General features: G+C 68.8%; 20 protein-coding genes. 8 read left to right on the forward strand and 12 right to left on the reverse strand.

The window, feature by feature from the left end; genetic code table 11:
• Positions 1 to 149: 149 nt before the first annotated feature.
• Entirely contained in the window at positions 150 to 2,366 is a 2,217-nt protein-coding gene (locus KHB019_RS05310; RefSeq protein WP_337458245.1) for an NADP-dependent isocitrate dehydrogenase, read from the reverse strand.
• A 118-nt stretch (positions 2,367 to 2,484) separates the two neighbouring features.
• On the opposite strand from KHB019_RS05310, the gene KHB019_RS05315 reads away from it, so the two are divergent.
• Both KHB019_RS05315 and KHB019_RS05320 read left to right on the forward strand, forming a co-directional pair.
• On the forward strand, positions 2,485 to 2,946 hold the full coding sequence (locus KHB019_RS05315) for a GNAT family N-acetyltransferase (RefSeq protein ID WP_230101982.1): 462 nt from the start codon (positions 2,485 to 2,487) through the stop codon (positions 2,944 to 2,946).
• A gap of 89 nt (positions 2,947 to 3,035) precedes the next feature.
• Entirely contained in the window at positions 3,036 to 4,472 is a 1,437-nt protein-coding gene (locus tag KHB019_RS05320) for a GH1 family beta-glucosidase (protein ID WP_230101981.1), read from the forward strand.
• A gap of 16 nt (positions 4,473 to 4,488) precedes the next feature.
• Here KHB019_RS05320 and KHB019_RS05325 read toward each other — a convergent pair whose 3' ends face one another.
• From KHB019_RS05325 to KHB019_RS05360, 8 genes are all read right to left on the reverse strand, one after another.
• Positions 4,489 to 5,319, reverse strand: a complete 831-nt coding sequence (locus tag KHB019_RS05325; protein ID WP_325471229.1) for a hypothetical protein — start codon at positions 5,317 to 5,319, stop codon at positions 4,489 to 4,491.
• Between the two features lie 125 nt (positions 5,320 to 5,444).
• Positions 5,445 to 7,259, reverse strand: coding sequence for an ABC transporter ATP-binding protein (locus tag KHB019_RS05330; RefSeq protein WP_230101979.1), 1,815 nt, complete (start codon positions 7,257 to 7,259; stop codon positions 5,445 to 5,447).
• Complete coding sequence (locus tag KHB019_RS05335; RefSeq protein ID WP_230101978.1) at positions 7,256 to 9,166, reverse strand: ABC transporter ATP-binding protein; 1,911 nt, start codon at positions 9,164 to 9,166, stop codon at positions 7,256 to 7,258. The genes KHB019_RS05330 and KHB019_RS05335 overlap by 4 nt, the downstream gene beginning before the upstream one ends.
• A gap of 288 nt (positions 9,167 to 9,454) precedes the next feature.
• The gene (locus KHB019_RS05340; protein ID WP_230101977.1) at positions 9,455 to 9,952 is read right to left on the reverse strand and encodes a methylated-DNA--[protein]-cysteine S-methyltransferase; all 498 of its coding nucleotides are present in this window, start codon (positions 9,950 to 9,952) and stop codon (positions 9,455 to 9,457) included.
• Positions 9,949 to 11,493, reverse strand: a complete 1,545-nt coding sequence (locus tag KHB019_RS05345) for an Ada metal-binding domain-containing protein (RefSeq protein WP_337458246.1) — start codon at positions 11,491 to 11,493, stop codon at positions 9,949 to 9,951. Before KHB019_RS05345 ends, KHB019_RS05340 begins: the two co-directional genes overlap by 4 nt.
• A gap of 178 nt (positions 11,494 to 11,671) precedes the next feature.
• Positions 11,672 to 13,279 carry a bifunctional phosphoribosylaminoimidazolecarboxamide formyltransferase/IMP cyclohydrolase gene (gene purH, locus KHB019_RS05350; RefSeq protein ID WP_230101975.1) on the reverse strand — a complete coding sequence of 536 codons (1,608 nt, stop codon included), beginning with the start codon at positions 13,277 to 13,279 and terminating at the stop codon, positions 11,672 to 11,674.
• Positions 13,280 to 13,315: 36 nt separating this feature from the next.
• Entirely contained in the window at positions 13,316 to 13,897 is a 582-nt protein-coding gene (purN, locus tag KHB019_RS05355; protein WP_230101974.1) for a phosphoribosylglycinamide formyltransferase, read from the reverse strand.
• A 26-nt stretch (positions 13,898 to 13,923) separates the two neighbouring features.
• Positions 13,924 to 15,309: a cell division protein PerM gene (locus KHB019_RS05360; RefSeq protein WP_325471792.1), complete on the reverse strand. Its 1,386-nt coding sequence runs from the start codon at positions 15,307 to 15,309 to the stop codon at positions 13,924 to 13,926.
• A 90-nt stretch (positions 15,310 to 15,399) separates the two neighbouring features.
• Here KHB019_RS05360 and KHB019_RS05365 point away from each other — a divergent pair, with 90 nt between their 5' ends.
• Positions 15,400 to 16,872, forward strand: a complete 1,473-nt coding sequence (locus KHB019_RS05365) for an NCS2 family permease (RefSeq protein WP_325471793.1) — start codon at positions 15,400 to 15,402, stop codon at positions 16,870 to 16,872.
• A gap of 132 nt (positions 16,873 to 17,004) precedes the next feature.
• A complete protein-coding gene (locus tag KHB019_RS05370) occupies positions 17,005 to 17,973 on the forward strand; it encodes a glycerophosphodiester phosphodiesterase (RefSeq protein ID WP_230101971.1) in 969 nt (322 codons plus the stop codon).
• Positions 17,974 to 18,085: 112 nt separating this feature from the next.
• On the opposite strand, the gene sucD is transcribed toward KHB019_RS05370, so the two are convergent.
• Both sucD and sucC read right to left on the reverse strand, forming a co-directional pair.
• On the reverse strand, positions 18,086 to 18,988 hold the full coding sequence (sucD, locus tag KHB019_RS05375) for a succinate--CoA ligase subunit alpha (protein ID WP_230101970.1): 903 nt from the start codon (positions 18,986 to 18,988) through the stop codon (positions 18,086 to 18,088).
• A gap of 51 nt (positions 18,989 to 19,039) precedes the next feature.
• Positions 19,040 to 20,206, reverse strand: a complete 1,167-nt coding sequence (gene sucC, locus KHB019_RS05380; protein WP_230101969.1) for an ADP-forming succinate--CoA ligase subunit beta — start codon at positions 20,204 to 20,206, stop codon at positions 19,040 to 19,042.
• A 135-nt stretch (positions 20,207 to 20,341) separates the two neighbouring features.
• Between sucC and KHB019_RS05385 the strand changes: the two genes are divergently transcribed.
• Positions 20,342 to 21,007 carry a TetR/AcrR family transcriptional regulator gene (locus tag KHB019_RS05385; RefSeq protein WP_230101968.1) on the forward strand — a complete coding sequence of 222 codons (666 nt, stop codon included), beginning with the start codon at positions 20,342 to 20,344 and terminating at the stop codon, positions 21,005 to 21,007.
• 12 nt (positions 21,008 to 21,019) lie between these two features.
• On the opposite strand, the gene KHB019_RS05390 is transcribed toward KHB019_RS05385, so the two are convergent.
• Positions 21,020 to 21,508: a hypothetical protein gene (locus tag KHB019_RS05390; RefSeq protein ID WP_230101967.1), complete on the reverse strand. Its 489-nt coding sequence runs from the start codon at positions 21,506 to 21,508 to the stop codon at positions 21,020 to 21,022.
• 47 nt (positions 21,509 to 21,555) lie between these two features.
• Between KHB019_RS05390 and KHB019_RS05395 the strand changes: the two genes are divergently transcribed.
• The 3 genes from KHB019_RS05395 (at position 21,556) to KHB019_RS05405 (ending at position 24,960) form a co-directional block, all read left to right on the forward strand.
• Positions 21,556 to 23,025 carry a phytoene desaturase family protein gene (locus KHB019_RS05395; RefSeq protein ID WP_337458247.1) on the forward strand — a complete coding sequence of 490 codons (1,470 nt, stop codon included), beginning with the start codon at positions 21,556 to 21,558 and terminating at the stop codon, positions 23,023 to 23,025.
• A gap of 145 nt (positions 23,026 to 23,170) precedes the next feature.
• A complete protein-coding gene (locus KHB019_RS05400; protein ID WP_325471798.1) occupies positions 23,171 to 24,214 on the forward strand; it encodes an ATP-dependent DNA ligase in 1,044 nt (347 codons plus the stop codon).
• The gene (locus tag KHB019_RS05405) at positions 24,211 to 24,960 is read left to right on the forward strand and encodes a hypothetical protein (protein WP_337458248.1); all 750 of its coding nucleotides are present in this window, start codon (positions 24,211 to 24,213) and stop codon (positions 24,958 to 24,960) included. Before KHB019_RS05400 ends, KHB019_RS05405 begins: the two co-directional genes overlap by 4 nt.
• The last annotated feature ends 31 nt before the right edge of the window (positions 24,961 to 24,991 follow it).

The raw sequence follows: 24,991 nt of genomic DNA on the forward strand, positions 1-24,991 counted from the left end.
CCAGCCTCGCGCTGCTGTTCCCTGTCGACGCTGCTGATACTTCTGCAGCGCGAACAGGATTGAACAGCACGAACGAGGCGGACACCGCGCGCCGGTCAAGACGCGAAAGGCCGGATGCATCAAGCATCCGGCCTTTCGTCGACTGAGCATCAGACCGCGTCGATGATCCCGTTCAGCGTCTGCGACGGGCGCATGATCTGCGCGACCTTGGCGACGTCGGGGCGGTAGTAGCCTCCGATGTCCACCGCGTGGCCCTGGGCGCCGTTGAGCTCGGAGACGATGTCCTGCTCCTTCGAGGTCAGGTTCTCGGCGATCGGGGCGAACGCCGCTGCGAGCTCGGCGTCCTTGGTCTGCTTGGCCAGCTCCTGAGCCCAGTACAGGCCCAGGTAGAAGTGGCTGCCGCGGTTGTCGATCGTTCCGAGCTTGCGGCCCGGCGAGCGGTCCTCTTCGAGGAAGGTGCCTGTTGCGGCATCCAGCGTCTCGGCCAGTACACGCGCCTTCTCGTTGCCGGTGCGGTCCGCGAAGTGCTCGAGCGAGGCGGCCAGCGCGAAGAACTCGCCGAGCGAGTCCCAGCGCAGGTAGTTCTCCTCGACGAGCTGCTGCACGTGCTTCGGGGCCGATCCGCCTGCACCGGTCTCGAACAGCCCGCCGCCGGCGAGCAGCGGGACGATCGAGAGCATCTTCGCCGAAGTGCCGACCTCGAGGATCGGGAACAGGTCGGTGAGGTAGTCGCGCAGCACGTTGCCGGTGACAGAGATGGTGTCCAGGCCGTGGCGCATACGTGCCAGCGTGTAGCGGGTCGCCTCTTCAGGGGCGAGGATCGAGATCTGCGCTCCATCGGTGTCGAGGGTCGCGAGCGCCTGGTGCACCTTGGCGATCAGCTGCGCGTCGTGTGCGCGGTTGAGGTCGAGCCAGAACACGGCAGGGGCCCCGGTCGCCTGGGCACGGGTGACCGCGAGCTTCACCCAGTCCATGACAGGGATGTGCTTGGTCTGCGTCGCACGCCAGATGTCTCCGGCGCCGACATGGTGCTCGATGACGACGGTTCCGTCGCCGTCCACGACCTCGATGCGACCGGCCGAGGCGATCTCGAACGTCTTGTCGTGGCTGCCGTACTCCTCAGCCGCCTGCGCCATGAGGCCGACATTGGGGACGGTGCCGATCGTGGCCGGGTTCAGCGGGCCGTTGGCGATCACGTCGTCGAGCACGGCCTGGTACACACCGGCGTACGACGAGTCGGGGATGACGGCGAGCGTGTCATCTTCGGCGCCGTCGACGCCCCAGAGCTTGCCGCCGTTGCGGACGAGCGCCGGCATCGAGGCATCCACGATGACGTCCGAGGGGACGTGCAGGTTCGTGATGCCCTTGTCGGAGTTGACGTACGACAGACGGGGGCCGTCGGCGATCTTCTTCTCGAAGTCCGCAGCGATCTCGGCTCCGCCCTCGATGCCGGCGAGTCCGGTGAGGATCGAGCCGAGGCCGTCGTTGGCGCTGAGGCCTGCGGCGGCGAGCTGATCGCCGAAGCGCGCGAACACGTCGGCGAAGAACGTCTTGACGACGTGGCCGAAGATGATCGGGTCCGAGACCTTCATCATCGTCGCCTTGAGGTGCACCGAGTAGAGCACGTCGTCGTTCTTGGCGGTCTCGAGCGTCTCGGCGAGGAACGCGTCGAGAGCTGCTGCCGACAGGAAGGTCGCGTCGATGATCTCGCGCGGCAGCACCTTGAGGTTGTCCTTGAGGACGGTGACGGTGCCGTCTTCGGCGATGTGGCGGATGGTGAGGACGTCGTCGTGCGCGGCGATCCAGCTCTTCTCGTTGTGCTTGAAGTCGTCGTGCCCCATGGTGGCGACGCGGGTCTTCGAGCCCTCGGCGAACGGCTTGTTGGTGTGCGGGTGCTTCTTGGCGTAGTTCTTGACGGCCAGCGGCGCGCGGCGGTCGCTGTTGCCCTCGCGCAGAACGGGGTTCACGGCAGAGCCCTTGATGCGGTCGTAGCGAGCGCGGATGTCCTTCTCGTCGAGCGAGGACGGCTCGTCCGGGAAGTTCGGGATGTCGTAGCCCTGGGCCTGCAGCTCGGCGATGGCCGCCTTCAACTGCGGGATGGATGCCGAGATGTTCGGCAGCTTGATGATGTTGGCCTCGGGGAGCGTGGCGAGTCCGCCGAGTTCGGCGAGGGCGTCGGACACCTCCTGCTCGGCGGTGAGGCGCTGCGGGAAGGCTGCGAGGATGCGGCCGGCGAGCGAGATGTCGCGCGTCTCGATCTCGATGCCCGCCTTGCCGGCGTATGCCTGGACGATCGGGAGGAGCGATGCGGTGGCGAGAGCCGGTGCCTCGTCCGTGTAGGTGTAGATGATGGCGTCGTCGGTCACCGGGAGATTCTCCGTTCACGAGTCAAATTTGTCTCGATACCAAGATACCTGAGTGCCCCAGTCCACGTTCCCGGACTTCTTTCTGTCCGCACTCGTCCAGAGAGGTTACCCTGGGGCTATGACTGAACTGCGCGTGGTCGAACTGTCCGCTGCGACGATCGTCGCCGTCAACAATCTGTCCCTGAAGCCGGGGCAGGAGCAGTACCTCGCGCCCGTCTCGTACGGGATCGCCGCTACCGTCATCAACCCGCAGACCTCCTGGCAGCGCGTCGTTCTCGACCGCAATGAGGTCGTCGGATTCGTCAGCGCGAACTTCGACCCCGAGGCTCCGGAAGAGCACTTCCGGTCGGTCCTGTGGCGCATCAATGTGGATGCCGACGACCAGGGTCGCGGCATCGGACGGTACGCCGTCGAGGCGCTGATCGAAGAGGCTCGCTCCCGAGGGATGAACCACGTCGATGTGATCTACGAAGCCGGTGACGCGGGTCCTGCCGCGTTCTTCGAGCGCGTCGGATTCACACAGGTCGGCGAGACCGAGTACGGCGAGGTCATCGCCTCCATCCAGGTCTCATCCTCGTAGCGGCGGCGGGGTCTCGGATCCCCTCCCCCACCGAGGCTCCGTCGTCTTTCGACGCGGGGTCTCTCCACGCCTCGATCCAGGAGAACCGAATGACGACCACGACCGGCTCCGCCGACTACCGCGACACGGGCCTCGTCTTTCCGCCATCGTTCACGTTCGGGTCTGCCACCGCGTCGTATCAGATCGAGGGCGCGGCTTCGGAGGACGGTCGCACGCCGTCGATCTGGGACACGTTCAGCAAGACGCCGGGCAAGGTGTGGAACGGCGACACCGGGGATGTGGCGTGCGACCACTATCACCGGCTCGATGAGGACCTGGACCTCATGGCGGAGCTCGGCCTGCAGGCCTACCGCTTCTCGATCGCGTGGCCGCGGATCCAGCCGACTGTCGACGGCGCCGTCGACCAGCGCGGGGTCGACTTCTACTCGCGCCTCGTCGACGGACTGCTCGCGCGCGGCATCCGGCCTGTCGCCACGCTCTACCACTGGGATCTTCCGCAGTACCTCGAGGACGCCGGAGGCTGGACCTCCCGCGCGACCACGGACGCGTTCGAGCGCTATGCCTCGGTCATGGGTGAGGCGCTCGGGGACCGGGTGCACACCTGGACCACGCTGAACGAGCCCTGGTGCTCGGCATACCTCGGCTACGGCCAGGGCGGTCATGCGCCCGGCCGCACCGAGCCGGCATCGGCCCTCTCGGCGGTGCACCACCTGAACCTCGCGCACGGCAGGGCGATCCAGGCGCTGCGCTCCACGTCCGCCGGCGACCCCGACTACTCGGTGACCCTGAACTTCCACGTGCTGCGCGGGCAGGGCGACGGCGCTTCGGAGGCGATGCGCCGGATCGACGCTCTCGCGAACCGTGCGTTCACCGGCCCGATGCTGCGAGGCGAGTACCCGGCCGATCTGCTCACCGACACCGCAGGGGTGACCGACTGGTCGTTCGTGCAGGACGGCGACCTGCAGACCATCAACCAGCCGATCGACGTGCTCGGAGTCAACTACTACTCCACCGCGACCGTGCGGCTCTGGGACGGCGTCTCCGAGAAGCAGCAGAACGACGGGCACAAGGGCACCTCAGCGGGAACCGCGTGGCCGGGCAGCGATCAGCTCGTCGAGTTCGTCGAGCAACCGGGTCCGTACACGGCGATGGGCTGGAACATCGCGCCGGAGGGACTGGAGGAGCTGCTCGTCTCGCTGTCGGAGCAGTTCCCCGGCCAGGCGCTCATGGTGACCGAGAACGGTGCCGCGTTCGACGATCAGGTCGCCGAGGACGGGTCGGTGCCCGATCCGGAGCGCACCGACTATCTGCGCCGCCACTTCACTGCGGCGCACCGGGCGCTGGCGCGGGGCGTCGACCTGCGCGGCTACTTCGTGTGGTCGCTGCTCGACAACTTCGAATGGGGCTACGGCTACGCCAAGCGGTTCGGCATCGTCCGGGTCGACTTCGACACGCTGGAGCGAACGGTGAAGGACTCGGGCCGCTGGTACCAGGAACTCGTCCGCACGCGCGCGCTGCCCGCGTAGGCGGCTCGGCGTCGCCTCACGAACGCGTGGGTTCGTCGTCCTTCGGCTTGCGGCGGGCGGTCCACGTCGCGAATGCGGACGCCGCGGCCCCGGCAGCGCGGTCCAGTGCCTCCGCCGACCGGCTGAGCACGTCGTGCGCTGTCTCCTGCCAGGCCTGCGAGGCACCGGGGTCGCGCCCTGCGGCCCGCTCCTTCGCCGTGTACTCGGCGACGTCGAACGTGCGCTCGAGATCGGCTACGGCATCCCGGTACGCCGAGAACTCCGCCGGCGTCACACCGGACGTCGACGATGGCCGCAGGTCGCGTGCCCGCCGCGCTGCGGCGAGGAACGCCGCCATCGCCGGATCCTTGCCGTTGCTCATGACGGGGTAGGCGATCAGCTTCGCCGGGTCGGTCTCGTAGTCCATCCACCGCGCCGTGATGGCGTCGTGGGCCCTGTGCAGCCGCGCGACCGGATAGCGGTCGGCCTGGGATGCGCGAGGCAACTCTGCCTGGGCTGCGCTGACGCGCGCCCGCCGTGCACGGACGTCAGCGGACGCGGCCTTGGCGTCGTACTCGGCCTGCTTCAGCGCGCGCCGCCCGCTGGCGACATCGGCGCTCGAGGCTCGGGATGCCGTCCGCTCTGCGACCAGACGGGCATGCTCGGCCCGCGCGACCTTCACGGCACGCCGGCGCTCGCCGACCTCGCGCTGAGCATCCCGCAGATCGCTGCGCGCGGCATCCAGCGCCAGGCGTCGGCCGCTGCGCTTACGACTGCGGCGCACGCCGACGGCGGTGACGGCACCGGCTCCGACAGCGGTCGGGGCGATCCACCACCACTCGGCGGCCAGCATCCACAACGGATCCACGTTCCGATCGTATCGGTCCCGCCCCATCGCGTCTCCGGTGTCGGGAGGGGTCGCAAGTCGTCGCCTCAGCACCCGCCAGGCGACCAGACGCGACCCCTCCCGCGCAGGGCGGGCGGATGCCCGCGCTAGACCAGCGTCTCCTGCCAGGCGGCGTGAAGCTGCGCGAACTTGCCGGTGCCGCCGATGAGGGCAGCGGGGGCGTCGTCCTCGATGATCTGTCCGTGCTCCATCACCAGCACGCGGTCGGCGATCGCGACCGTCGACAGGCGGTGCGCGATGATGATCGCCGTGCGGTCCTTGAGCAGCGTCTGCAGCGCATCCTGGATGAGCCGCTCCGACGGGATGTCGAGTGACGCCGTGGCCTCGTCGAGGATCAGCACCGCCGGATCGGCGAGGAACGCCCGCGCGAACGAGATTAGCTGACGCTGCCCCGCCGACACCCGACCGCCACGCTTGTTCACGTCGGAGCTGTATCCGTCGGGCAGGGCCGAGATGAACTCGTCCGCGCCGACCGCCCTGGCCGCCGCCCTGATCTCGTCGAGCGTGGCATCCGGCTTCCCGAGCGCGATGTTGTCGGCCACCGTCCCGCTGAACAGGTACGCCTCCTGCGTGACCATGACGATCGCGCGGCGCAGGTCCTTCGGATGCAGCGACCGCAGGTCGACGCCATCGAGCGTGACCCGACCCAGTGACGGGTCGTAGAACCGCGAGATGAGCTTCGCGAGCGTCGACTTTCCCGCACCGGTCGTGCCGACCAGCGCGATCGTCTGACCGGCGGCGATGTCGAGCGAGAAGTTCGGGAGGATCGTCTTCTCCCCCGAGTATCCGAACGTGACCTCCTCGAAGCGCACGTGACCGCGCGACTCCCACAGATCGACCGGCACCTCTGGATCGGGAACGGTCGGCTGCTCCTCGAGCACGCCCGACACCTTCTCGAGAGCGGCGGTGGCCGACTGGTAGGAGTTCAGGAACATCGCGATCTCCTGCATGGGCGCGAAGAAGTTGCGCACGTACAGCACGGCCGACAGCAGCACGCCGACGGTGAGCGCACCGTCGGCGACGCGGATGCCGCCCCAGAGCACGACGAGGCCGAGCGTCAGCGCGGCGACCGCCATGAGGCCCGGCTCGAACGTGCCGAACAGCAGCATCGAACGACGGTTCACATCGCGGTAGTCCCCGGCGACCTTCTGGAAGGTCACGTCGTTGCGGGGCTCCTTGCGGAACGCCTTGACCGCACGGATGCCCGTCATCGTCTCGACGAACTGCACGATCACCTTGGCGCTGATCACGCGCGACTCGCGGAACACGACCTGCGACCGCGAGTAGAACCAGCGCATGAGCAGGTACAGCGGGATGCCCGCTACAGCCAAGATCACACCGGACTGCCAGTCCCACACGATGAGCGCGATGAACGTGAACGCACCGAAGAGCACGCCGGAGACGAGGTTGTTCAGACCGCCGTCGAGGAGCTCGCGGATCGAGTCGAGGTCGCTGGTCTGGCGCGAGATGATCCGGCCGGACGTGTACGTCTCGTGGAACTCCAGGCTCAGACGCTGCGTGTGCAGGAAGATGCGCTTGCGCAGATCGATCAGCACGGCCTGCGTGATGCGAGCGGCGACGACGACGTACCAGCCGATGAGCGCCGCGGCCGTGGCACCGGCGAACAGGTAGATGAAGCCGATCGTGAACGCCGGCATCCAGTCCGCGTGATCGAGGACCTGCGGCAGCGCCTTGTCGAGCCCGATGCTGATGAGGATAGGGCCGGCGACCTGCAGCGCCGTCGAGACCACGAGCACGATCGCTGCGAGAACGATCTGCGCCTTCAGCGGCGACACGAGCGAGCCGAGCAGACGCAGCGAGCGCTGGCGGATCGCCTTGCTCTCCTCGCGGGTGTAGTTGGAGCGGTCTTCGCCCTGGGTTCCGGTGAGTGCCGTGCTCACGCCTGCACCTCCTCTTCCTCGGTGGTGGATGCTTCGACCGCGGCTGCAGCCTCTTCGGCCTCTTCGAGATCCTGATCGGTGATGATCGGGATCGCGCCGGTGCGCGCGGCCTCCTCGGCCTCGAGGCTCGAGATCACGTGGCGGTAGTGCGTGCTCGTCCTCAGGAGCTCGGAGTGCGTGCCGACGGCGGTGATGCGCCCGCGCTCGAGCAGCGCGACGCGGTCGGCGAGCGCGACCGTCGACGGGCGGTGTGCGACGATCATCGCCGTGGTGTCGGCGAGGACGTGGCGCAGTGCCTCCTCGACGAGAGCCTCGGTGTCGACATCGAGCGCGGAGAGCGGGTCGTCGAGCACCAGCACCCTGGGCTTGGCCGCGACGGCGCGCGCGAGAGCGAGACGCTGGCGCTGCCCACCGGACAGGCTCAGCCCCTCTTCGCCGATGACCGTCTCGACGCCTTCAGGCAGCTGGTCGACGAACCCGGCCTGCGCGACGTCGAGTGCCTCGCGAAGCACGCGCTCGCCCTCTTCGCTGTGGACGTCGAGCTCGGCGCGGCCGAGCAGCACGTTCTCGCGCACCGAGGCCGAGAACAGCGTGGCGTCCTCGAACGCCATCGCGATGTGCTGACGCAGCTCGACGAGCGTCAGGTCGCGCACGTCGACGCCATCGAGCGTCACGCGCCCGCCTGTCACGTCGTACAGGCGCGTCGGGAGCGTGGTGAGGGTGGTCTTGCCGCTGCCGGTGAGGCCGACGAGCGCCATGGTCTCCCCCGGGCGCAGCACGAGGTCGATGCCGTCGAGCAGGTCGCGCTCTGCAGCGCCGGCATCCTGGTACCGGAAGTGCGCGTTCTCGAAAGCGAGCTCGCCGCGGGGCTCCGCGATCGTCACGGGGTTCTCCGGGTCGGTGATCGCGTTCGTCTCGGAGAAGATGTCGAACACGCGGTCGGTCGCGGTGCGGGCATCCAGCATGAACGAGAACAGGAACCCGATCGATTCGATCGGCCACCGCAGCACGGTCGCCATAGCGAAGAAGGCGAACAGCTCGGGCAGCTCGATGGCGCCCTGCGCGATCAACCAGATGCCCGACATCAGGCTGAGGCCGAACGCGATCTGCGGCATGAGGTCGAGCCAGAACCAGATCGATCCGATCGCGCGGGCCTTGCTGAGCTCGGTCTCGCGCAGGCTCTCCGCCTGCGTGCTGAAACGGTTGAGGGCGTGCTTGCCGCGGCCGAAGGCCTTGAGCACGCGGATGCCGTGGACGCTCTCCTCGACGCTGGTCGCGAGGTCGCCCGCCTGGTCCTGGCTCTGGCGAGCCAGGCGCCCGTAGCGCTTCTCGAAGAGGTAGCCCTGGATCCACAGCGGGATCGCCGTGACGATGAAGATCGCGCCCAACAGCCAGTGCCAGCGGAACAGCAGCACGGAGCCGATGATGATCGTCAGGATGTTGACGACGAGCAGGATGAGACCGAACGCCAACCAGCGGCGGATCAGGCCGATGTCCTGCATCATGCGGCTGAGCAGCTGCCCCGACTGCCAGCGGTCGTGGAACGCGACCGGCAGCGTCTGGAGGCGCGAGTAGAGCTGCGTGCGCATCCGGTACTCGACCTCGGTCGAGGGCTTGAGGATGAACCAGCGCCGCAGCCAGACCATGACGGCTTCGCCGAGGCCGAGAGCGAGGACGGCGAGAGCGCCGAGGACGATCATTCCGACCGCGCCGGACTGCACGGGGCCGCGCACGATCTGCTCGAGCACGATCGGCACCATCAGGGCGATGATCGCAGCAGCGAGCGCGCTGGCGGCACCGCCGACGAAGCGCCAGACGACCGGCTTTACGAAAGGCGCGAGGCGCCACAGTGCCCGGGGCGTGGACAGCGAAGAGGACGTTGAAGACGAAGAAGGCGAGGAGGACATGACTCTCAGACGAGTTGTGGAGCGGAAGAGGTTCGAGTGGAGGGCGCGGCTGCGAAGCGCAGCGCCCTGGATGCGGCGGGCGGCCGGGAATCAGCCGCGCGAGAACCGGGTGGCGGTGTGGGCCGGGTTCGAGCCAGGAACGGTGATCTGCGCGACGGCGATCGAAATCATGGTGTCCTCCTCAGGCTCGAAGCCTCGCACCGGTCGGCGCGACAGCCCTCCAGCCTATTCCTGTGAACCGGCTGAGGGCAAGAACCATTCCGGATTTTGTTTGCGCTCCGCTCGAATTCACCGTGCGGCGCGTTCTCGGGCGAGCAACGACTCCTTCACGTCGACCCCCCAGGCGAAGCCGCCCATCGATCCATCCCCCCGCAGCACGCGATGGCACGGGACGAACAGCGCCGGCGCGTTGCGCGCGCAGATGGATGCCGCGGCGCGCACAGCGCTCGGGCTGCCCAGGGCCACGGCGAACTCCGTATAGGTCAGCGGCTGCCCCGGTGTGACGCGCCGGAGTGCGTCCCACCCGGCCCGCTGCATCTCGGTGCCGAACTGTCGCACCGGCACGTCGTCGATAGCGGAGAGATCGCCGTCGTAGTACGCGCGGACGGCGGACGCGGCATCGGTTGTGCCGTCGCGGACCTCTGCCGGACGGTTCTTCTCGGCCAGTCGGCCGACGATCTCGTCGTGGTCCGCGGTCCAACCCGAGGCGAGGACGCGCTGGTGCTCGTCGACGAGGATGGTGAACGGCCCGTCTGCGGTGTCGATGGTCTGGATGAGAGCGGTCATGAGACCTCCTTGGTCGAAGGTGTGGTCGAGGACGTAGTCCGTGTCTGTCGAGGTCGTGGAGTGCGAACGGGTGCTGCGCGCCACAGATGAGCGCAGAGGTAGCTGCGCCACGGGGCCGTGCGTTCTGCCCAGGTCGTGAGTTCGGCGGCTGGGCCGACCGCACCATCGATCTTCTTCGACGCGATGATGCCGGCTGCGGCGGCCCCGGCGCGGACGGCGACGTCTCCCGGCAGCAGGATGTCCGGATCGCCGAGAACGCGCATCCGCACGTAGTCCGCGGTCCACGGCCCGATGCCCGGCATCGCCAGCAGCGCCGCACGCTGAGCAGCGCTGTCGTCGCCGACCGTGAGGGCGAGCGAGCCGTCGGCGAGTGCGGCGGCAGCGCCGGTGACGGCGCGGATGCGCGCGGCGGGCCCGCGCAGCACTTCAGCCCCGTGCTCGGCGATCGCCGTCACGGTCGGGAACAGGAGTCCGTCGTCGGCCGCTCTCTCCCCCAGCGCCTCGGTCAGCGACGTCAACGCCGTTCGGGCGGCGGCGACGGTGATCTGCTGGCCGACCATGGCCCGGATGAGCATCTCATGCGGGTCGGCCGCGCCCGGGACGCGGATGCCGGGGACCCGAGCCACGAGCGGCGCCAGCTCTGAATGAGCCGACAGCGCCGAGTCGATCGCGACGGGATCGGCATCCAGGTCGAAGATCCGGCGCGCTGTGGCGACCAGCGGAGCGAGGTCGCCGAGGTGGGTGACGCGGGCTCGCAGTCGCAGTCGTCGGTCCACGCCCTGGCGCACCTCGAACCACGCCGGCCCGCCTGGCATCCGCAGGTGCCGGGCGAACGATGTCGCGGTCGCCGTCTCGACGCCGGGGATGGCGCGGGCGATCATCCAGGCGAAGATGCCGGCTGCATCCATCGGCTCACGGTGCGGCAGAAGCAGGTCGATCTCGCCCGGCGTCTCGATCCCGCGGTGCCGCTTCGCGCGCAGCTCGGTCGGGGTGAGCCCGAACACCTCGCGGATCGTCTCGTTGCACTGGCGGATGCTGGCGAATCCGGCCGAGAACGCGATGTCGGCGATCGGCAGGTCGGTGCCGACCAGCAGCATCCTGGCGTTGTGGGCGCGGTGAGCCCGGGCGAGGGCCAAGGGTCCTGCGCCGAGTTCAGCGGTCAGCAACCGCGTGAGGTGGCGGCTGGAGTATCCGAGCCTCGATGCCAGCCCCGGAACGCCCTCGCGCTCCACCACGCCGTCGGCGATGAGGCGCATGGCGCGTGCCGCGGCATCCCCCCGCACGTCCCACGCCGGCGAGCCGGGCGCGGCCTCGGGAAGGCAGCGCTTGCATGCGCGGAAACCGGCCTCATGAGCTGCGGCGCTCGTCGGGAAGAAGCTGACGTTCTCGCGCTTCGGCGTGCGCGCAGGGCAAGAGGGGCGGCAGTAGATGCCGGTGGAGTGCACGGCCGTGACGAACTGCCCGTCGAAGCGGGTGTCGCGCGCGTCGATCGCGCGATACCGCTCGTCGAATGTCATGCCGCTCAGAGAGCTGGTTGCCATCGTCAGGAGGCTCATGCCTCCACTCTGACACGTCCGAAAGCCGCCGGCTCGCGGAAATCGGACATAACAGTGACACCTACAATCGAGGCCCCGTCTTCGCATCGAGACCCCGTCGTACACACGTCAGTACGACGGGGTCTCGACAACAAGACGGGGTCTCGCGTGGCCTGGCGAAGCGTCAGTGGAAGAAGTGGCGCTCGCCCGTGAAGAACATCGTCACACCGGCCGCCTTCGCCGCCGCGATGACCTCGTCGTCGCGCACCGAGCCGCCGGGCTGGATGATCGTCGAGATGCCGGCGTCGAGCAGCACCTGCGGTCCGTCCGCGAACGGGAAGAAGGCGTCGGATGCCGCCACCGACCCGGCAGCCCGGTCGCCTGCCCGCTCCACCGCGAGGCGGCAGGAGTCGACGCGGTTGACCTGGCCCATGCCGATGCCGACGGTGGCGTTGCCCTTGGCGAGCACGATCGCGTTGGACTTCACGGCGCGGCAGGCCTTCCACGCGAAGATCATGTTCTCCATCTCGGCCTCGTCAGGCTGCTCGCCGGTGACGAGCTGCCAGTCCTTGGCGACCGACTGGATGTCATCGGGGAACCGGTCGGCGTCCTGCAGCAGCAGGCCGCCCGAGACCAGGCGCACGTCCATGCGCTCCTGCTGCCAGTCGTCCGGCAGCTGCAGCAGACGCAGGTTCTTCTTCGCCTTGAAGACCTCGAGCGCAGCGGGCTCGAACGACGGCGCGACGATGACCTCGGTGAAGATGTCCTTGAGGTTCTCGGCCATCTTCAGGGTGACGGTGCCGTTCGTGGCGATGACGCCGCCGTACGCCGACACCGGGTCGCACTCGTGCGCACGCAGGTGGGCGCTGGCGATCGGGTCGAGAGCGTTCGGGGCCGTCGTCGCGATGCCGCAGGGGTTCGCGTGCTTCACGATCGCCACGGCCGGCAGGATCATGTCGAACGCGGCGCGCAGCGCGGCATCCGCATCGACGTAGTTGTTGTACGACATCTCCTTGCCCTGCAGTTGCACGGCCTGGGCGATGCCATGGCCGCCGACGCGGCTGTAGATCGCTCCGCGCTGGTGCGAGTTCTCGCCGTAGCGGAGGGTCGCGAGGCGCTCGGCTTTGATCGTTAGGTGCTCCGGCAGCTCGCCGCCCTCGGTGAGGGTGCCCTCGGCGAACCAGGCGGCGACGGCCGTGTCGTACGACGAGGTGTGCGCGAACGCGCGGGCTGCGAGCTCGCGGCGCTGCGTGAGCGTCGTGCCGCCGCTCTGGATCGACTCGATGATCGCCGGGTACGACTCCGGTGAGACGACGATCGCGACGTTGGCGTGGTTCTTCGCGGACGCGCGCACCATCGCGGGGCCGCCGATGTCGATCTGCTCGACGACGTCATCCCCGGTCGCGCCGGACTGCACGGTCTCCACGAACGGGTACAGGTTGACGACGACCAGCTCGAACGGCGAGATGCCGAGCTCGGCGAGCTGACGCTCGTGATCCTCGAGGCGCAGGTCGGCGAGCAGGCCGCCGTGGATGCGGGGATGCAGGGTCTTCACTCGACCGTCGAGCATCTCGGCGACTCCGGTGACGGCAGCGACGTCCGTCACCGCGAAGCCCGCCTCGCGGATGGTGGCGGCGGTCGAGCCGGTGGAGACGACCTCGACACCCGCATCGGCCAGAGCCGCTGCGAGCGCGAGCAGATCGGTCTTGTCGCTCACCGAGACCAGTGCGCGCTTGATCGGGACGATGTCGCGGTCGCGGTACAGGGACTTGTCGTGGCTCGGGCCGGCCATGGATGATCTCCTTCTTGCGTGGGCGTGCGGGGTCGGTCAGTGGGTGAGGGCGAGGTCGCCGGTGGCGATGCGACGCACGACGTCGATGAGCAGGCGCCTCTCGACGGGCTTGATGCGCTCGTGAAGCGTGTCCTCAGAGTCGCCCGGATGCACCGGGATGCGCTCCTGGGCGAGGATCGGGCCGGTGTCGACGCCGTCGTCGACGACGATGACGCTGGCCCCGGTCTGGGTGACGCCGGCGGCGAGCGCATCGCGGACGCCGTGTGCGCCGGGGAACTCGGGCAGGTATGCCGGGTGGGTGTTGATGATGCGAGGCGTGTACCGGGCCACGATCGCGGCCGGCAGGAGGCGCATCAGCCCGCTGAGCACGATGAGGTCGGGCTGCCAGACGTCCAGCTGCGCGGCGACGGCCTGGCCCCAGGCGTCGCGGGTCTCGAAGTCGCGGAACGACTCCGTGAAGCTCGGGATGCCGTATTCCTCGGCGTGCGCGAGTCCTTCGGCGTCGCGATCTGCACCGACGACGACGATCCGCGCTGGGAAGTCCGGGTGGCTTGCTGCTTCCAGGAGTGCGCGGAGGTTCGAGCCGGTGCCGGAGATGAGAACGGCAACCGTGAGCACGGTGCCAGTCTAGTGGGGCGCCTCGCCTAGCGAGGTGTCGGGGTGCCGTCCCCGAGGAAGCCGTGATCGTCGAGGGGCTGCGTGTCGTTCTGGTCGGGGACGTGCGCGTCCGCCGTACCGGCATCCGCCCACGAGAACACCGCATCGGGATCGGCCGTCGGCGAGGTGCCCATCTCGGCGACCCAGCGGTCGGTGCGCTCCTCGGCCAGCTCATCGCGGTGCCGCGGAGCGAGCAGCAGGATCGCCGCGCCCACGAGCACCTCGAGGCCGACGGCGAGCGCGGTCCAGCCGACATTGGGACCGACCTGCGCCATGCGCCCCGGTCCGATCGAACCGGATGCCAGCACCACGGCGATCGCGACGACGCCGGCTCCGGCGATCGCGATGCCGGCCGCGATGCCGACCCGAGGAGCCAGGGGGCCGGCGGCATCCTGCCAGACCAGTCGCGATCGGACGATCCACCCGGCGAACGCCCCTGCGCCGACGGGCAGCAGGATCACGATGAGCATCCAGATCGAGCTGTTCTCTGGGAGCAGACCGAGCATCGGGATGCCGGGGACCACCCCGAGCTCGGTACCGGCCGGCGAGACCGACGTGCCGGCGCCGACGGCGAATCCGGGGCCTGCGAGCCACGCGACGGCCCACACGAGCAGCGTCGGCAGGTAGGCGAGGTGGCCGAGCGTGAGGACGGTGGCGCCGGTGGCATCCACCCGCGCGGCCTCGAACAGGGCGACCATCTCCGCCCCGCGCACGGCGACCATGACGGCGACGGCGAGGCCGGCGATGCCGGTGAGGGCGACCACGACGACGGTGGTCCCGCGGACCACCTCTCCGGGGACGACGCTCCAGTGCCCGAGCCCGTCTACGCGATCATGGATGCGGTCGATGAGCCCGCCATCCCCCTCGCGCCATGCGTAGCCGACGGCACCGGACAATGCTCCGACGAAGTAGACGCCGGCAGGCAGCAGGATCGCCAGCCACATCGGGACGCTCGCGATGTCCGTACCCGCCGTGACGGCGACGGCGGCCGCGATCACCGCGAAGGTCAGAGTGCCCGCAGCCACCCCGAGACCCCAGGCACCCGAACGCGCGGCCCGGACTCCGGAGCGGCCGGCGAACAGCAGCGTGAACACGAGGAACGCCAGGGGCGTGAGCGAGAGCGTGAAGTTCGCGGCATCCGGCGCGATGCCGATGGCGGAGACCACGGCATCCGGCAGAGCGATCTCGAGCGGGACGCCGTGGCCGAACTGCCAGAGCGTTCCGGTGGCCGGCCACAGGCCGCCCCAATCGGCCGTCGCACCGAACGCGAGCGTCCACAGCAGAGTGAGAGGTGCGAGCAGCACGGCGAGGCCGACTGCCGCCGCGATGGCAGCGTCGACCGCGGCGAGGATCGCGACGAGGAGGCGTTGCATGTCTCAACGAGACTACGACGAGAACCTGGCGGTCCCGCGCGGGCGCGCGCGAGGGCGCAGACACGATATCGTTCCCGAGGAGGTTCCCCGATGACAACTGCCCCCTCGTCCGCACCCGATCAGACCGCCGAGCCGAAGAACGCGCTGGATCGCTTCTTCGAGATCACCAAGCGGGGCTCGACGATCGGCACAGAAGTCCGTGGCGGCATCGTCACATTCGTCACGATGGCGTACATCGTGATCCTGAACCCGATCATCCTGTCCGGCGCGGCCGACATCGACGGCAACACTCTGAGCTTCAGCGCGGTCGGCGCCTCGACCGCGCTGACCGCCGGCGTGATGACCATCCTGTTCGGTCTGATCACCCGTCTGCCGTTCGCGTTCGCGGCGGGCCTGGGCATCAACGCCTTCCTCGCGTTCTCGGTCGTCGGACAGGTCACCTGGCCCGAGGCCATGGCACTGGTGATGATCAACGGTGCGGTGATCGTGCTGCTGGCCGCAACCGGCCTTCGGAAGATGATCTTCGACGCCGTGCCGTTCCAGCTGAAGATCGCCATCACGGTCGGCATCGGCCTGTTCATTGCCTTCATAGGCTTCGTGAACTCCGGTTTCGTCACCTCTACCGGCAGCGCATCGCCGCCCGTCGGGCTCGGCATCGGCGGCTCCGTCGCCACCGTTCCGACCCTGCTGTTCGTGGCGACCCTGATCATCACCGGCATCCTCGTGGCTCGCAAAGTCAAGGGCGGGCTGCTCATCGGCCTGGTCACCGGCACCGTGCTGGCCGTGATCGTCGAGGCGATCTGGCACCTCGGTCCGCAGTTCGGCGATGACGGCTCGGTCAACCCCGGCGGCTGGAGCCTCACGGTTCCCGCGCTCACGGGTACGCCGGTGAGCCTGCCCGACCTCAGCCTGGTCGGCGCCGTGGACTTCGGATTCGACTTCGGCAAGGTCAGCGTCGTCGCCCTGGTCATGATCGTGTTCACGCTCGTCTTCTCGAACTTCTTCGACGCCATGGGCACGATGACCGGACTCGCCAAGGAGGCCGGCCTCGCCGATGCGAAGGGCGACTTCCCCCGCATCAAGTCCGCCCTGATCGTCGAGGGCGTCGGCGCCATCGCCGGTGGTGGCACTTCATCGTCGTCGAACACGGTGTTCATCGAGTCCGGCGCCGGTATCGGCGAGGGCGCCCGCACCGGATTCGCCAACGTCGTCACCGGCGTGATGTTCCTGCTCGCGATGTTCCTGACGCCCCTGACGTCGATCGTCCCGACCGAGATCGCAGCGGCCGCACTGGTGATCGTCGGCGCGATGATGATGGCTCAGATCAAGCACATCGATCTGAGCGACTTCGGCGTCCTGCTGCCGGTGTTCCTCACCGTCACCGTGATGCCGCTGACCTACTCGATCGCCAACGGCATCGGTGCGGGCTTCGTCAGCTGGGTGCTCGTCCAGGCACTGGGAGGCAAGGCGAAGAGCGTGCACCCGCTGCTGTGGACCGTGGCGGCCGGTTTCGTGCTGTTCTTCGCCCGCGGACCGATCGAGGCGGCCTTCGGGGTCGCCTGACGCGCACACCATGGCAGATCAGCGGGGCGGATGCTGCGGCATCCGCCCCGCTTTCGTTCCGTTGGACGGCGTCAGAAGAAAGTAACGAAAAGGTCTCGACTTCGAGGCGGCTTCTCTGCCAGGATGCGGATCATGAGCGGTCGCCGTCGACGCCTGTGGAGCACAGGAGCCATCGGCGTCGCCGCGTCCCTGGCCCTTGCGACGTTCTCCTCCCCGCCCGCTGAAGCGCTGGCGTCCCACCCTGCGCATTCCCGTCCAGCAGCAGAGGTCTCCACTGCGTCTGCTCCCGCGGCGAAGACCTCGCTCGCGGCGCTCGACGCGATCATCCTGCGACCGCTCACTGTGCTGCGCGGCCCCGGCGAGGCGGGAGCGATCATCGCGCACCGCGGCAATTCGTCGGCGGCTCCGGAGAACACGATGCCGGCGTTCGTGTCGTCGATCGAGAGCGGTGCGGAGTACTGCGAGATCGACATCCGTCTGTCGAAGGACGGCGTCCCTGTCGTCATCCACGACCGCACCGTCGATCGGACGACGAACGGGGCGGGTGCCGTCTCGGAGATGACGATCAGCGAACTGCGGGCGCTGGATGCCGGTTCCTGGCTCTCCGAAACGTTCGCCGGGACACCGATCCCGACACTCGACGAAGTGCTCGCCCTGGCGGCCTCCAGCGGGACGCGAGTGCTCATCGAGTACAAGGGCACATGGAGCAAGGCAGGCGTCAAGACGACGGTCGACATGATCGAGGCGGTCGGGCTCACGAGCACGGTCGTCGCCCAGAGCTTCAGTCAGAAGACTGTCGCTCGCATCGCGGATGCCGCCCCCGAATTGACGGTGGGGTGGCTCACCGAGGATCTCGACGCGTCGACCGTCGCGACGGCGACGGCTATCGAAGCGGACGCCGTGAACCCGCGCACCGCGACCGCACGGGGAGTCGCTCGCGCTCACCGCGCCGGGCTCGGGGTGTTCGTCTGGACGCAGGATGCGGAGACGGACTGGCGGGCGCTCACGGCGATGGGTGTCGACGGCATCATCACGAACCGACCCGATGCACTCCTCGAATGGGTGCTCGACCGGGAGAAGTCCGCCGCCGGCCTCTTCTGATTCGGCATCCGGCATCCGCTATCCGCTCGACAGTCTGGGGGCCCGGACGACGGCCGGATACGAGTGAAGGCCCCGGGGTGGAGCCCGGGGCCTTCACTGAGAGTCTACCTGCTTACAGCGACTCCACGATCGCGCGCATCAGGTCGGCGGTCTCGGACGGGGTCTTCCCGACCTTGACGCCGGCGGCCTCGAGGGCCTCCTTCTTCGCCTGGGCGGTACCGGCCGAGCCGGAGACGATGGCGCCTGCGTGGCCCATGGTCTTGCCCTCTGGGGCGGTGAAGCCTGCGACGTAGCCGACGACCGGCTTGGTGACGTGCGCCTTGATGTACTCGGCCGCACGCTCCTCGGCGTCGCCGCCGATCTCGCCGATCATGACGATCGCCTTGGTCTCGGGGTCGGCCTCGAACGCCTCGAGAGCGTCGATGTGCGTCGTGCCGATGACCGGGTCGCCGCCGATGCCGATGGCGGTCGAGAAGCCCAGATCGCGCAGCTCGAACATCATCTGGTAGGTCAGGGTGCCCGACTTCGAGACGAGTCCGATCGGGCCCTTACCGGTGATGTTCGCCGGGGTGATGCCGACGAGCGCCTCGTCCGGCGTGATGATGCCGGGGCAGTTCGGGCCGATGATGCGGGTCTTGTTGCCCTTGCTCTTCGCGTACGCCCATGCCTCGGCCGAGTCGCCGACGGGGACGCCCTCGGTGATGACGACGAGGAGCGGGATCTCGGCGTCGATGGCCTCGATCATGGCGGATTTGGTGAACGCACCGGGGACGAAGGCGATCGACACGTCGGCGCCGGTCTCCTTCATGGCCTCTTCGACCGAGCCGAAGACCGGAAGCTCGACCGGAGCGCCGTCCTTGTCGGTGTGCGAGACGGTCGTGCCGGCCTTGCGGGCGTTGACGCCGCCGACGACCTGGGTGCCGGCCTTGAGCATGAGGGCGGTGTGCTTGGTGCCCTCACCGCCGGTGATGCCCTGGACGATGACCTTGGAATCCTTGTTCAGGAAGATCGACATTTCTTCTTGTTCCTTTGCCTTAAAAATCCGGTCCCTGAGCCCGTCGAAGGGTCAGGCGTTCGCCAGCTCGGCGGCCTTGTCGGCGCCCTCGTCCATGGTGGCGGCGAGAGTCACGAGCGGGTGGGCGTACTCGGCGAGGATCGCGCGACCCTCTTCGACGCGGTTGCCGTCGAGGCGCACGACGAGCGGCTTGGACGCCGTGTCGCCGAGCGTCTGCAGAGCGCCCTTGATGCCGTTGGCGACGGCGTCACACGCCGTGATGCCGCCGAAGACGTTGACGAAGACGGACTTCACCTGCGGGTCGCCGAGGATGACGTCGAGGCCGTTCGCCATGACCTCGGCGGATGCTCCGCCGCCGATGTCGAGGAAGTTGGCGGGCTTCACGCCACCGTGGTTCTCGCCCGCGTACGCGACGACGTCGAGCGTGGACATGACCAGGCCAGCACCGTTGCCGATGATCCCGACCTCGCCGTCGAGCTTGACGTAGTTCAGGCCCGACTTCTTGGCCTTGGCCTCGAGCGGGTCGGCAGCGTCCTTGTCCTCGAGCTCTTCGTGCTCGGGGTGGCGGATCTCGGAGGCGTTCTCGTCGAGCGTGACCTTGCCGTCGAGCGCGATGATGTCGCCCTCTTCGGTGCGGACGAGCGGGTTGACCTCGACGAGGGTGGCGTCCTCGCCCTTGTAGACCTCGTACAGCTTGACGAAGACGTCCGAGACCTTCTCGATGAGGTCCTCGGGGAACTTCGCCGCACGGGCGATCTCGACGGCCTTGGCCTTGTCGATGCCGGTCAGCGGGTCGACCTCGATGCGGGCGAGGGCCTCGGGGCGCTCGACCGCGAGCTCTTCGATCTCCATGCCGCCCTCGACGCTGCACAGCGACAGGTAGGAGCGGTTGGAGCGGTCGAGCAGCACGGAGAAGTAGAACTCCTCGGCGATGCGGGCGCCGGCGGCGACCATGACGCGCTTGACGATGTGGCCCTTGATGTCCAGTCCGAAGATCGCCTTGGCTGCTTCGTACGCCTCATCGGGGGTCTTGGCGACCTTGACTCCGCCAGCCTTGCCACGACCTCCGGTCTTGACCTGAGCCTTGACGACGACCACGCCGCCGAGCTTCTCCGCTGCCGCTTTCACCTCCTCGGGGGTGTCCGCGACGATGCCGGCGAGGACCGGCACTCCGTACTTCTCGAAAACGTCTCGTGCCTGGTACTCGTACAGATCCACTGTGCTTCCTTCACTGGGCTGCGGGGGCGGAAAGTCTCTCGATGTCGAGATATCGACCAGGAACAAAGCTTACTACTCCTGCCTGAACGGCCCTGCCGCCGGTAGCCGCGTTCACTCGGCATTAGGCTTCTCGCTATGCATGAGTCCGCGCGGATGCCGGGCGGCGTCGTTGCCGCCGCACTCGACCTGTTCCAGTCGCAGGGGTTCGATCAGACCTCGGTCGAGCAGATCGCCAAGGCAGCCGGTGTCTCGCGGTCGACGTTCTTCCGCCAGTTCGGCGGCAAGGAGGATGTGGTCTTCGCCGACCACGAGGTGCTGCTGGGCGAACTGCGCGACTTCCTCGCCGAGGGCCACCCCGACCCGTGGGAGGCGGTGTGCCGCGCATCGCAGCACGTGTTCGATCATTTCGCGCACGATCCGGACCTCGCGCGGCTGCGCTACCAGGTGGTGCGCCAGGTGCCCGCTCTGCGCGAGCGCGAGATCGTGACGGTGTTCCGCTACGAACGGCTCTTCGACGACTACCTGCGCCGATCGCTCCCCGGCATCGATCCGCTGGATGCCGTCGGCTTCGCCGCCCTGGTCACCGCGGTCCACAATCACGTGCTGCGCCAGCTGCTGCGCGGCACCAAGCGCGTCGCGCCGGCGGTGCTGCAGTCGGCGCTCGACGATGTGCGCCGCCGTTACGGTGTGTTCCAGGACGGCGACGCGGATGCCGCGGACGATGTCGTCGTGGCGGTCTTCCCCCGCGCGATGCCGATCGCGGAGATCTCGCGCCGGTTGCAGTCGCAGCTCGAGAAGTAGTCCGGGCCGGGCTCAGTCGCAGCCGCAGCCGCCGGAGGCGTTGCGGACCATGAAGCACACGTCGCACACCCCGTAGTCCCGCTCTGCGACCGGTTTCGCCTTCGGCTTCGCCGGCGAGACAGGCGTCGCACGAGGCGTTCTGGTCGATTTCTTCGTCGAGGTCGTCACCGGCAGGAACTCGCTGGGATGCACCGCGTAGAAGTACGGTGCGCGGCCTTCGCTGGGCTGCAGACGCAGCGGCGCCGACCCGACGACGATCGTCTCGTCCTCGGCGAAGCCGTTCGTGTAGGTGCGACCGATGTGCAGCGGTGCGCCGTCGCCACGGCGGATCGCCTCGATGTAGCGGCCACGGTCGATGAGCGTCGAGATGCCGACGGCATCCACGATCGCGGTGATGAACTCGTGGTTCGCCGGGTCGATCCGGTGCGCGCGAAGCGCGTCGGACAGATTTCGGTACGGTCGGGAAGTGCCGGTGGGCGTCGGGCCCTGGGTCTCGTTCATCACCTCCAGGATCGCACGTTCGAGGACCGTCTGAAAGACTGAGGGACATGAGGCGCGCGACGATCGTCGGCAGCGGACCGAACGGGCTCGCGGCAGCCGTCTCCCTCGCCCGCGCGGGCTATGAGGTGCGCGTGCTCGAGGCGGCGGACAACGCCGGCGGCGGCCTGCGCACGACGGCGTCGACCCTGCCCGGTTTCGCCCACGACGTGTGCTCCGCCGTGCATCCGGCCGCCCTCGCCTCCCCGTTCTTCCGGGCGTTCGGGCTTGCCGAGAAAGTCGACTGGATCACCCCGGAGATCTCGTACGCCCACCCGCTCGACGGCGGCCGGGCGGGTGTCGCGTGGCGCGACATCGAACGGACGGCGGCTGCGCTCGGACAGGACGCGCGCGCCTGGCTCGCGCTCCTGAGGCCGTTGAGCCGGCACATCGACGGCGTCGTCGACTTCACCGGCAACCAGCTGCTGCGGATGCCGCGAGATCCGGTGACCGCGTTCCGATACGCCGTCAGGATGCTGGAGCAGGCCACACCCCTCGCACGCGCTTCTCTCCGCACCGACGAGGGCTCCGCGCTGCTCTCCGGCGTGCTCGCCCACGCGAATGCTCCCCTGCCGTCGCTCGCCGGCGCTGCGGCCGGTCTCCTGCTGGCGGCTCAAGCGCACGCCGGCGGCTGGATGTATCCGCGAGGCGGCGCCCAGCGCATCGCGGACGCCCTGATCGCAGACCTGCAGACGCACGGCGGCACGCTCGATACCGGCGCGCGGGTGCGCGACCTCGACACCCTCGACTGGGGCGACCCGTCTCAGGGCGATGTGCTGCTGCTGAACACGTCTCCGCGGCTGGCACTGACGCTGGACAGCATCCCGTCGTCATATGCGCGGGCGCTGCGCGGCTACCGGTACGGCCCGGCGGCCGCGAAGGTCGACTTCGCGCTGGACGGGCCAGTCCCGTGGTCGAACCAGGAGGTCGCGCAGTCCCCGACCGTGCACGTCGGCGGCACCCGCGACGAGGTGTGGGCGAGCGAGAACGCCGTCGCGACCGGCCGCGTGTCCGAGCGGCCATACGTTCTGACGGTGCAGCCGTCGGTATTCGACGACTCCCGGGCGCCGGAGGGCAAGGCCGTGCTCTGGGCCTACATCCATGTTCCCCACGGATCCGATCTGGATGCCACCGAGCTCATCACCCGGCAGATCGAACGGTTCGCCCCCGGCTTCCGCGACCGCGTGCTCGCGACGCATTCCGTCCCGGCATCCGACCGGGAGGCGATCAATCCGGCCGAGATCGGCGGCGACGTGCTCGGCGGAGCGTTCACGATCTCCCAGGCGCTGCGTCGCCCCGTCCTGTCGACGCGGCCGTGGCGCACACCGGTGCGCGGCGTGTATCTGGCATCCGCCTCCACTCCGCCGGGGCCCGGCGTGAACGGCATGGCCGGCTGGCACGCGGCCAGCACCGTCCTCGAGGATGCCGGCACGTTCGACGCGCTCGACGACAGTCAGCTGCTCGCCGACCTGTTCGCGTGACCTCGCCCGGAACACCCGGCTGGACGTTCGCACACCTGGCTGATGTTCGGGCGAGAACGGACAGCCGCCCGCCCCATCCTCCAGCCATCCGTCCCGTGTTCAACCGATCTCGCGGTGGGAGGCATCCGCGCGCGAAGATGGTCGCATGCGCTACGAGATCCCCGCCCCCATGCTGGCCAAGGCGGCAGCACGCGTCCCCGACCCGGCGAAGACACCCGGTGGGATGCTGTTCGAGCCGAAGTGGGACGGGTTCCGGGGCCTGATCGCATGGGACGGCGACACCGTCGAGATCGGCTCCCGCGGCGCCAAGCCGCTCACGCGCTACTTCCCCGAACTCGTGGAGGCTCTGCCGCAGATCCTCCCCCAGCCGTGCCTGCTCGACGGGGAGATCGTCGTCGCCACGGGAGAGCAGGGGTCGCAGCGGCTGGCCTGGGAGGCGCTGAGTCAGCGCATCCACCCGGCGGCGTCGCGCATCGCGCTGCTCTCGGAGCAGACGCCGGCGATGTTCGTCGCTTTCGACCTGCTCGCCCTCGGCGACGAGTCCCTGCTGAACGAGCCGTTCCACGCGCGCCGCGCGCGGCTCGAGGAGCTGCTCGCCGACGCCCGGCATCCGCTGCACCTGACGCGCACGACGACCGATCACGCGACGGCGACGCGCTGGCTCGACGAGTTCGAGGGCGCAGGACTCGACGGGGTGATCGCCAAACCCCTCGACCAGCCCTACGCGCCGGGCAAGCGCACCCTGATCAAGATCAAGCACGCCCGCACCGCCGACGTCGTCGCGCTCGGCTACCGCATCCACAAGTCGGGCTCGGGGGTCGGATCGCTGCTCGTCGGTCTGTACGACGGCGACGGCACCCTCCATCAGGTCGGCGGCGTCGCGGCCTGGAGCGACAAGCGTCGGCAAGAGCTCATCGACGAGCTCGCCCCGCTCGTCGAACGAGACGACTCGGGTGAGGCCATGAAGGCCGAGGGCGAGCGGAGCCGGTTCACCGGTGCGAAGGACGTGTCGTTCGTTCGGCTGCGACCGGAGCGCGTTCTCGAGGTGCGCTACGACCAGCTCGAGGGTGCGCGCTTCCGTCACACGGTGCAGTTCGAGCGCTGGCGGCCCGATCGCGAAGCGCGTTCGTGCACGTACGACCAGCTCGACACCGTCGCCGGCTACGACCTCGCCGACGTGCTCGCATGATGCGCGGGTGGAAGGTCCTCTCGGTGATCCTGGCCGTCATCGTCGCGTGCTGCGCCGTGAGCGCCTGGGCGTTCATCGCCTTCCTCGCCCCCGTGGCGCTGGGCACTGGCGAGGTCTGGCCGCGTGACCAGACCGCGCTGCTGTGGTTGGCAGTCGGCACCATGATCGTCGGTGTCGTGCTCGGCTTCGTGCTCGACTACTCATCCCTGTGGACCGACCGGCTGCCGCTGCTGTCCGATTCAGGGAGCGCAGCATCGCTCGCCGGCTCCGCGCTCGGGTCTCTCGCCGCCTCGGTCACCTTCGCCGCCGCCGTTCGCGATGCAGCCGCCATCGTGGTCATCGCCGGCGCGATCGCTATCGTGTTCGCGTGGTTCGCCTGGCGGCGGTATCGCACCGCGGTTCGCGAGGCGCGCTCCCACGATCGGGAGCTGGCGCGTGTCGACGCGCTGCACGCAGAGGGGACCCGCGTTCGTGCGGACGTCGTCGACGTCCGGTTCCACAACACCTGGGTGGGCGGGGATGCCCCGCTGTTCACCGTGACAGCGGACTACGACACGCCCTCAGGCAGACAGCACGCCGAGGGCCGCACGATCACCACGCCGGAGACCGCTCCGATCGTCGGAGGCACGGTTCTGCTGTGGTTCGCCGGCGACGGCTCCGACACGTCGAACGTCGACATTTGGCGCGACCCGGAGAGCATCGCCGACCCGGATGCCGCTGATGCCTATCGGGCGCCGACCGCCTGACGCTCCCGCGGCGCGTGGGTCAGAGGCGCTC

This window comes from Microbacterium sp. KHB019 (assembly GCF_037285405.1).
Taxonomy (GTDB): Bacteria; Actinomycetota; Actinomycetes; order Actinomycetales; family Microbacteriaceae; genus Microbacterium.